The sequence below is a fragment of the Peribacillus sp. NPDC058002 genome (assembly GCF_042886655.1).
In the GTDB taxonomy this organism is placed as follows: Bacteria; Bacillota; Bacilli; order Bacillales; family DSM-1321; genus Peribacillus; species Peribacillus aracenensis.
This window is the reverse complement of the sequence record NZ_JBHVQU010000165.1, coordinates 1-8,239: the sequence shown is the minus strand read 5'-3', so window position 1 is coordinate 8,239 and position 8,239 is coordinate 1. Positions and strand designations below refer to the sequence as shown.

Here is an 8,239-nt window from a genome sequence, read left to right as displayed (position 1 = left end):
CCCGAAGTATAATACAAGTATACTATTCATTTGGAGTGATGAAAAATGGAAAGAGTCGTTATTACAGGAATGGGAGTGGTCTCTCCTATTGGAAACAACGTAGAAAAATTTTGGAGGAATCTGACTGAAGGGAAGTCTGGCATTTCCTCTATTGATACATTTGACGTAAGCAATCATAAAGCAAAAATTGCAGGAATTATTCGTGACTTTAATGCAGATGAGATCTTGGGAAAAAATGAAGCACGACGTCTAGATCGTTTTACTCAATTTGCTTTGGCTGCTGCTGAACAAGCTTGGGCTGATTCTGATTTAGATATTGATGATGTCAATCTGGAAAGACTTGGCGTATATGTTGGTTCGGGGATAGGAGGAATTGAAACATTTATTGATAATGTGGATACTCTTCGAGAGAAAGGTCCTAGAAGAGTCAGTCCAACCCTGGTACCAGCCATGATTTCAAATGCTGCCGCGGCCCAAATTAGTATTAAGTGGAACGCAATGGGACCTACTATGTCACCTGTTTCTGCTTGTGCGATCGGTAATACAGCTATTGGTGAAGCATTCAGACTTATTCGCTTTGGAGAAGCTGATGCCGTTTTTGCAGGAGGAGCAGAGGCAGCTATAACAGATTTATCGTTAGCTAGTTTTGGTAATGCTACAGCATTATCAACGAGAAACGATAATCCAACTAAAGCTAGCCGTCCTTTTGATGTAAATCGAGATGGATTTGTCATGTCAGAAGGAGCAGGAATTTTAATCTTGGAAGCTTTGTCTCACGCTTTACGTAGAAACGCAAAAATTCACGCTGAAGTCATTGGGTATGGTGCAAGTTCTGATGCCTATCATATGGTGGCTACACACCCAGAAGGTAAAGGAGCCTATCTTGCAATGAAAATGGCTTTGAAAAACGCAAAAATTTCTCCTGAAGAGATTGATGTCATTAGCGCTCATGCAACAAGTACAGAAGTTGGAGATCGTTCTGAGACACTGGCAATTAAAAAACTATTTGAATCAAAAGCTTATCAACTCCCAATAACAGCTAATAAATCTATGCTTGGTCACATGTTAGGAGCAGCTGGAGGCGTGGAAGCAATTGCTTTGGCAAAAAGTTTACAGGAAGGAATCATTCCTCCAACCATCAACTTGGAAAAGCCTGACTCATTATGTGATTTAGATTATGTACCGGGTATTGCCCGTAAGGTGAAAATAAATACTGGTCTATCCAATTCATTTGGTTTTGGAGGCCATAACGCAGCAATCGTTTTAAAAAAATATGAGTGAATTAACTTTTGCATCATATTTTTAAATTAAAGATCCTCAAGAGAAACGAATTCTACAAATTAGGCACGATAGCTTTATTTTCTGCATTGGCAAATGATGAAGAAGGGAAACAAAAGGAATTAGATAAAATGAGAGCTCACGTTAAAAGACTTAAGAATGAAAAAAAGAAATCTAAATAAAGAAAGGATAATGTAATGGCGATAAAGTGGACTAAAGATGAAGAAAAATTACTTGAAGAAAAAACAATATTATCTACAATCGAGGAATTAGAAGCTCTATTTCCTGATAAGGATAGATCAGAAATAATAAAGAAAATGCTTCAATTGTAAAGGTCTATGGAAGTTAAATATTTTCAAACTTTAACGAACATAAATACTGTCTGTTGTGAGGTAAATAGAAAGTTTCCTTATTATTTAAGTGATTTTTTACAATATTCGACAAAATTTAAGTACTATTTGATTTATACAAAAAGCTCGGTTAGTCAAAAAGCCGAGCTTTTGTTACTCTATTTTTTTCCATTTTCCAAAGCATTCATAATAACATTCGTAAATATTTTTCGAAGTTAACTCCTTCTACTTTAGGAATTTGCTCCAAGGAGGAATCATTGATAGCCTCTGTCAGGAATGCCACTGCGAGCTGTACGGATTTTTCTAGGTTCTCTCCACGCATCATGCTTCCCATAATCACAGATGCAAATAAATCACCAGTACCTGAATAGCTTTCACCGTTATACTGCGTCGCACTATAAAAGGTTCTACTTCCGTCCAAATACATATTTCCGATAAACTGCATCTCTGAATCTGCTGACGGTGGATTCATTCCAGTGATGATAACCTGGGCTCCCGTTTCTTGCTGCAACATATTCCCTGCTTCTTCTATCGCTTTAATATAGTCCTCTTCGTTTGAATAGCTATGCAGCTTTTCATAAGGCAATCCGGTTAATAAACAGCACTCTGTAACATTTGGTGTAATGACATCTGCACGCTTCACCAGTTCTCTCATAAGTACCAGTAATTCATCGGTAAAAAGTTTATAGACTTCTCCTATATCCCCCATTACTGGATCAACAAGTAAAATGGTTTCTTTTGTATAAAATTTATCTAAAAAATGGAAAATATTATTAATTTGCTCTTCACCAGTAACGAAGCCGGTATAGATTCCATCAAAGGTTACATTAAGCTTGCTCCATTCTTCTATGAAGTATTTCATTTTGGATGTAAAATCTTCACAAAAAAAACTTGGATATCCGGTTTGCGCAGTCAATATGGCCGTTGGTAAAGGGCATGCCTGCACGCCCATGACCGAAAGAACCGGAATTGCAGCTGTTAATGAACATTTTCCAAAAGATGATAAATCCTGTAGTACAGCAACTTTTTTCATAATAACCTCCATATGGCCTATCCACTTTAAACTTTATTTATCTTATCATAAATCAGCTAAAAACAGTCATCTCCTCTCTCTTTTCAATACGTATAATATCTGTATTTTTTAAACTGACCTCATAGTTTTTTAATAAATTGACACTTTTATAGACACCAGTCTTTTGCTAAAATCATAGGAAAATTCTAGTTAGGAAGGTTTACAGATATGCAAAATACACAAAGTTATTCAAAGTCAAGTCAAAAAACTATGGATCTAATTATTACCGCAATGTTGATTGCACTTGTGTTCCTATCTACTTTCTTTTTGAATATTAAACTGCCAATTTCCGCAAATGGAGGGTTAGTTCATCTAGGAACAGCTATGCTTTTTATTGCATCTATTTTATTTGGTCCTAAAAAAGCAGCTCTTGCTGGTGCGATAGGAATGGGGTTATTTGATATAGTTGGAGGGTGGGCATTGTGGGCACCTATCACCATTGTGGCGCGTGGTTTGCAAGGATATATAGTTGGTAAAATCGCTTGGTCAAAGGGTCGCAACGGTACTAGCATTGCTTTCAATGTAATAGCAACAATCGTTTCCATTCCATTTATGATAGCTGTTTATTATATTGGTGAAGGGATTCTATACGGTAATTGGATTGCACCTTTAGCTTCGATACCTGGAGATCTCGTTCAAAATATATTAGGAATTATCGTTGCCGTTCCAGTTTGTGTGGCTTTGAAAAAGGTTCCTTATTTTAAGTAAATTCGCTATAAAGGTAAACGTCAAGTAGCCCCCAAATACTACATGGATGGTGTATTTGGGGACTATGTTTTGTTTGCTTCCCTTTTTATCGGTACTCTGCATGCAGAGGGTAAACTAGATGACCACGGCAAGACTTTATCTATTTCTTTTTTATTCGTAAGATCCATAAGAGTTTTTTCTCAGGATTGTTCTCGCATATACGGCTTGATGTCCTTGTTTTTGATGAAAAGCAAATCCATCAAGAAGCCACCTCAGTTGCCTTCTTGAAATGGTGAGTGGGACATTCGGATGTTGAGTTGGCCAGTCAAATTCCCCTTTTTCTAATCTGCGATAGTGCAACCAAAACCCATTATGTTCCCACACGAGAATCTTTAGTTTATCGCGTGAGCGATTGCAAAAGACAAATAAACAAGAGGAAAAGGGATCTAAGTCAAACTCTTCCTTCACAATGGCTGCCAGTCCATCAATGGCTTTACGTAGGTCTGTAACTCCTTGTGCGATACATACCCTTCCAATGGCTGTTTCTTCTGACATCATAGCTTTTTAACCGTCTGCATCACTTGTAGAAGCATATGGGGAGTAAAAGGTGCATCTATTTCAATTGTAGCTTCTTTAAAATGAATGCGGATGTTGGTATGTATTTTTTCTTCTATAGGAGGGACATTCATAGATATCCATTTTGTACGTTTACTTTCATTCGGATCTTTCACTTGAGGTGATAATTTCTTGAGCCAGTAATAGAGCCGATGAACCGGTAGATTCTGTTTTTGACACCAAGCAGCTTTGGATAATCCACTTTCTTTAAAATCTTGGATGTGGGCTTCCCATTCCTTCTTTATAAGTGGTTTTGTCATAAAAAACCTCCACATATAGGATGTAAGGAGATTATCTCATGCCTTATTTACAAATTGTAGGTGGGGAATATTTGGCGCTTACAGAGAAACTTAGTTAGTTACCATAATCAGTCACAACGAAAAAGCCCTTTTTTCTTAAGGGCTTTTCTTATGTTCATAAATCCATATTTTTCAAATACCTATTAGCTACATCGATTAATTTAGTTAAAAACAGTTAAGATTCCGAAGTAAAAAAATTTAAGCCTTATCACTCTCACTCTTATTGGTATTGCACCACAAACAATGATTCTTCATTATCTTTTATCATAAATAAACAAGGTTTAAATTTTTCTTCTATTAAGAAACTGACCATAAAAAAGATCTAGTGCAAATGACTAGATTCTCTTTTTAATATCTTCCCTTATCGATTCAATGATAATACCTGATAAATTTGCTGGAAGAGATGAACCATCCTCAAAAACCCATGTATTAATTATTTCAAGATCTTCTTTTTTAAAAGTAATGCTATAATCTTTTTCATTGTGAGTAAAATCGGCTGTAACCGATTCTTCACCATCAAACTCGTCATCAATAATCATATTTTTTATTTCATATGGCTTCACGATGTAATCTCCTTTTTATCATTCTTGTATATAGAATGGGCTTTATATGATTGTTTATTCATTTTTTACAGCAAATCAAATACCGAAGGTTTATTTCAGGTGATGAAAGCATTAAAACCATTCAGAAATCAAAAGGTCTAGGTATCGAGCATTCATATTTTCTCTCCTTCGGTTCTTCATTATTCAAATAATAATAATCCCCCCAAAAGGTTATATAACCAAAAAACCCTTATAGGTTAATTTACTTTATATAAACTCAATCATTTATTAAGAATGAATTAGGTTACCCACATGTTTTTTCTTTTCTAGACTCTTTTCCTGAATTGTTCCAGGAGCGCTTGACTATGAAGAATGGAGATTTCAGGCTGATGATAAAACTTTTATTAATATAGGAAGATAAATAGGATTAGGGGAAAATCGAAGCATATGCAAAAGGAAGCAAATTGCACTGTTGAATGTCCTCTTCCTGGTTTTTCTTATAAACCAAACAACAATAAAACAAGCGTTACTTACTGATCAAAGTAAGTAACGCTTGTTCTCCAATCCTTACCCAAGCAATGATTAGTGGGTACTTTTTCTTTTCTACGTTAACATAGGAACTAACTAATGGCTTTATTAGGATTCCCCATCTCCATTATCAAAAAATGCATCAAATCCCCCATCAAAATCCTCTGTTGCCTCTTCAAACATTTCCTCAATATCAAAACCTTCCAACATCTCAGTAAATAGCATCGTCCCTAAAACACCCACTGCTAATCCACCAACCATTCCAGGTATAGCGTTTAATTGGGAAGCGCGACCATGATGCTGGTTTGCGGAATAAGAGAAAGGCTGTGTAAAAGCATAAGGCTGATCAATGGCTTCCGATATATATTTTCCTAGTAGTTTTTCAAGTCCGGCTTCATGTTCAAGAACATTTTGATTTAAATGAAACTCACGTTTTGCTTCAATTTCCTTGTATCCGCTTTTACAGTCAACTTCCATCCAAACCCGGATACCTGATTCTTCATTGGCAAAACGCATTTCAACTTCATTTACTTGTCCCATGAATTGTTGAGTGGGAAAAAAAGCAAATTCCTGTCCATATTTGTCGAGTTTACCGGAGTCAGCTGTCTCGCGAAAACCTAATTGAGTCATTGCATTAAAAATGGCTTGAAGAGAATTCTGGGGTTGGATGACTAGCCGGTCTACATCTTTGCGGTCAACCCCACCCTCAATATCAAGATGTGTATCCAGATAGTATGAGACAGTTCCCCTTGAAATAGGTATATTCGTAGGCAGGACGTAATGAAAAGGAATGACCTTATGTTCTTTGGGGTGAATACACTCTCGATTAACTAATGGTATATGGGCAACTTCCTTAGAAACGCTTTCTTGTTTTAATACCACATTCATCATAAGCCGGACAGTCAATTGATTAATGTTCTGTTCCACCTCACCACCTTGAATGACAACCTCCCCTTGGATGCTTTCTCCCGCTTGATAATTACGATTACCGCATTGTAAATCTACAGTTGCGGCTCCTTTTCCTAAACTTGCTAAAATCTTTTTGAACATGCTTCTTCTTCCCTTCGAAATTATCTCAAACCGTCTTAAGAATATGTAAGTAAAATGGGGAGTAATAAGAAATGACAAGAAATCCATTCGCATTTCATGAAATTTCTAAATTACTCTTGATGTAATACGTCGAAGAAGGAAAATAGTTTCAAATGAATTTACTGCAGTAGGTGATTTTCATATGAAAAAGGAGTAAGTAAAACACCCTCTTGAATGCATGCGCTTACATTTATTTTCGCATTGACACTTCTCTTTTTGTCAACAGTTCCGTCCAAAATAAAAACGAAAGGCAACACTAAGATTTAAATAATTTCAGTTCATTTAAATCTTACAGGGCAAAGGAATATTCCTATCTAAGATATGTAGAAATAACCGTCTTCACTTAGTACTTAAAGGATGTAAGAAACTATATTATAATTTTTTGATTAAGGATTGTAACTCATCTTGAAGGTTTCCTTTCGAAAAAGCAGAGTGCAGAATTTCATGAACAGTATTTAAGGAAATTTGTAGTTTTTCTTCACCTATTCTAGTTAAACGTGTGTAAATACCTCGTCGATCATCTTCGCATATTTGCCTTTGTAAAACGCCGCAGCTTTTTGCTTCCAGTCTGACTACCAGCCTAGATATAGCACTTTGACTTAATCCTACCATTTCTTGTAATTGTTGTAGCCTCAATTGTTTTTCGCTTGTTTTGGATAAAAAGTATAGAACGTAAAACTCTTTTAACGAAAGGTTATGATTTTTTTGCAAAGCACTTTCCAGCTCATTCGTAATGCTCATTTGAATATTAGTAAGAGATAGCCAATTATCTAAATACTTCTTTTCTTGGTTGTTCTTCATGCACTTTCCACCCTGTTCTATCCTTTATAATTAAAATTGATTATCTTCATTCAATTAAATTGTTCTAATTCATTAAAAATTAATTTTCCAAAGCCTAAATTTAATGATTTAACTTTTTGAAAAAGTACGTGCCATATTGGCAGTTTCCATGTTGTTAAATTGTTCTCTTCATTTTAGACGAGTTTCTTCTTTTTGTCTAAGTTTGAATTACTCCATAAAAAAAACAGTCAAAATGACTGCTCCTTTTTTCATGAATTCAGTGTAACTGAACAGGATCCAATTTCATTTCCACCCCAATTTAGTGAAAGCTTGTCTTGGTCTGAAAGAGGTCCTACACCACTTGGAGTACCTGTAAAAATAATATCTCCTTTCCCAAGTCCAAAATGCTCTTCTGTAAATTCTATAATCGTTTGCAAATCAAATAGTAAGTCTTTAATATTTCCGACTTGTACACGCTCTCCATTCTTTAACAAGGAAAAATCTAATTGTTCACATGCTTCGACACCTGGAAATGGAATGAACTCACTAACAACAGCAGAATTTTTGAAACCTTTAGCCAAAAGCCAAGGGTGCTGTTTTTGTTTTAACTGTGATTGAACATCTCTAAGCGTTAAATCCAACCCAATGGCCATCGCATCTACCATTTCGTCTACTTTCATTCCTGATTCGTACTGCTTTGCGATATGTATGACAAGTTCAGTTTCAAAGTGAACGGAACCCTGATTACCCGGCAAAGTAATTGACTGGCCTTTTGCTTCCACAAGCGAATGAGTCGGTTTTGAAAATAAAAAAGGGGAAGTTGGTATTTCATTATTCAATTCTTTTGCATGCAAGGCATAGTTTCGACCTACACAATAGATATTTTTAATGTCTTTCATCATAAAGCTCACTCTTTTCTTTTTAGAAATTAAAATTAATGAATGGCTCTTTTCGTAAAGATTGTTGTTTTTAAAACAAAACGATTTAAGGTTGATTGGA

10 protein-coding genes are annotated in these 8,239 nt (G+C 35.7%); 3 read left to right on the top strand and 7 right to left on the bottom strand.

Translation table 11 applies throughout. From position 1 onward, the window contains the following. Positions 1-45: 45 nt before the first annotated feature. On the top strand, positions 46-1,281 hold the full coding sequence (fabF, locus tag ACFVSH_RS20090) for a beta-ketoacyl-ACP synthase II (RefSeq protein WP_387707495.1): 1,236 nt from the start codon (positions 46-48) through the stop codon (positions 1,279-1,281). Positions 1,282-1,475: 194 nt separating this feature from the next. Further along, the gene (locus ACFVSH_RS20085) at positions 1,476-1,610 is read left to right on the top strand and encodes a hypothetical protein (RefSeq protein ID WP_387597287.1); all 135 of its coding nucleotides are present in this window, start codon (positions 1,476-1,478) and stop codon (positions 1,608-1,610) included. 202 nt (positions 1,611-1,812) lie between these two features. Here ACFVSH_RS20085 and ACFVSH_RS20080 read toward each other — a convergent pair whose 3' ends face one another. After that, a complete protein-coding gene (locus tag ACFVSH_RS20080; protein ID WP_387707493.1) occupies positions 1,813-2,661 on the bottom strand; it encodes a pyridoxamine kinase in 849 nt (282 codons plus the stop codon). Between the two features lie 207 nt (positions 2,662-2,868). Between ACFVSH_RS20080 and ACFVSH_RS20075 the strand changes: the two genes are divergently transcribed. Next, a complete protein-coding gene (locus tag ACFVSH_RS20075) occupies positions 2,869-3,408 on the top strand; it encodes an ECF transporter S component (RefSeq protein ID WP_387597292.1) in 540 nt (179 codons plus the stop codon). A 150-nt stretch (positions 3,409-3,558) separates the two neighbouring features. On the opposite strand, the gene tnpB is transcribed toward ACFVSH_RS20075, so the two are convergent. From tnpB to ACFVSH_RS20045, 6 genes are all read right to left on the bottom strand, one after another. Continuing rightward, a complete protein-coding gene (tnpB, locus tag ACFVSH_RS20070) occupies positions 3,559-3,945 on the bottom strand; it encodes an IS66 family insertion sequence element accessory protein TnpB (RefSeq protein WP_387707491.1) in 387 nt (128 codons plus the stop codon). After that, positions 3,942-4,262, bottom strand: a complete 321-nt coding sequence (gene tnpA, locus ACFVSH_RS20065; protein WP_387597298.1) for an IS66 family insertion sequence element accessory protein TnpA — start codon at positions 4,260-4,262, stop codon at positions 3,942-3,944. The genes tnpB and tnpA overlap by 4 nt, the downstream gene beginning before the upstream one ends. A 374-nt stretch (positions 4,263-4,636) precedes the next feature. Beyond that, a complete protein-coding gene (locus ACFVSH_RS20060) occupies positions 4,637-4,864 on the bottom strand; it encodes a hypothetical protein (protein WP_387707489.1) in 228 nt (75 codons plus the stop codon). Positions 4,865-5,479: 615 nt separating this feature from the next. Further along, positions 5,480-6,421: a sporulation protein gene (locus tag ACFVSH_RS20055; protein ID WP_387707487.1), complete on the bottom strand. Its 942-nt coding sequence runs from the start codon at positions 6,419-6,421 to the stop codon at positions 5,480-5,482. Positions 6,422-6,832: 411 nt separating this feature from the next. Continuing rightward, positions 6,833-7,261, bottom strand: a complete 429-nt coding sequence (locus tag ACFVSH_RS20050; RefSeq protein WP_260287702.1) for a MarR family winged helix-turn-helix transcriptional regulator — start codon at positions 7,259-7,261, stop codon at positions 6,833-6,835. A 248-nt stretch (positions 7,262-7,509) separates the two neighbouring features. Continuing rightward, the gene (locus ACFVSH_RS20045; RefSeq protein ID WP_387598182.1) at positions 7,510-8,139 is read right to left on the bottom strand and encodes a fumarylacetoacetate hydrolase family protein; all 630 of its coding nucleotides are present in this window, start codon (positions 8,137-8,139) and stop codon (positions 7,510-7,512) included. Positions 8,140-8,239 lie beyond the last annotated feature (100 nt).

What these genes read in the sequence shown, in the direction of transcription:
- fabF (WP_387707495.1), top strand. Translation starts at nt 46, where the DNA reads ATGGAAAGAGTCGTTATTACAGGAATGGGAGTGGTCTCTCCTATTGGA.
- ACFVSH_RS20085 (WP_387597287.1), top strand. Translation starts at nt 1,476, where the DNA reads ATGGCGATAAAGTGGACTAAAGATGAAGAAAAATTACTTGAAGAAAAA.
- ACFVSH_RS20080 (WP_387707493.1), bottom strand. Translation starts at nt 2,661, where the DNA reads ATGAAAAAAGTTGCTGTACTACAGGATTTATCATCTTTTGGAAAATGT.
- ACFVSH_RS20075 (WP_387597292.1), top strand. Translation starts at nt 2,869, where the DNA reads ATGCAAAATACACAAAGTTATTCAAAGTCAAGTCAAAAAACTATGGAT.
- tnpB (WP_387707491.1), bottom strand. Translation starts at nt 3,945, where the DNA reads ATGATGTCAGAAGAAACAGCCATTGGAAGGGTATGTATCGCACAAGGA.
- tnpA (WP_387597298.1), bottom strand. Translation starts at nt 4,262, where the DNA reads ATGACAAAACCACTTATAAAGAAGGAATGGGAAGCCCACATCCAAGAT.
- ACFVSH_RS20055 (WP_387707487.1), bottom strand. Translation starts at nt 6,421, where the DNA reads ATGTTCAAAAAGATTTTAGCAAGTTTAGGAAAAGGAGCCGCAACTGTA.
- ACFVSH_RS20050 (WP_260287702.1), bottom strand. Translation starts at nt 7,261, where the DNA reads ATGAAGAACAACCAAGAAAAGAAGTATTTAGATAATTGGCTATCTCTT.
- ACFVSH_RS20045 (WP_387598182.1), bottom strand. Translation starts at nt 8,139, where the DNA reads ATGAAAGACATTAAAAATATCTATTGTGTAGGTCGAAACTATGCCTTG.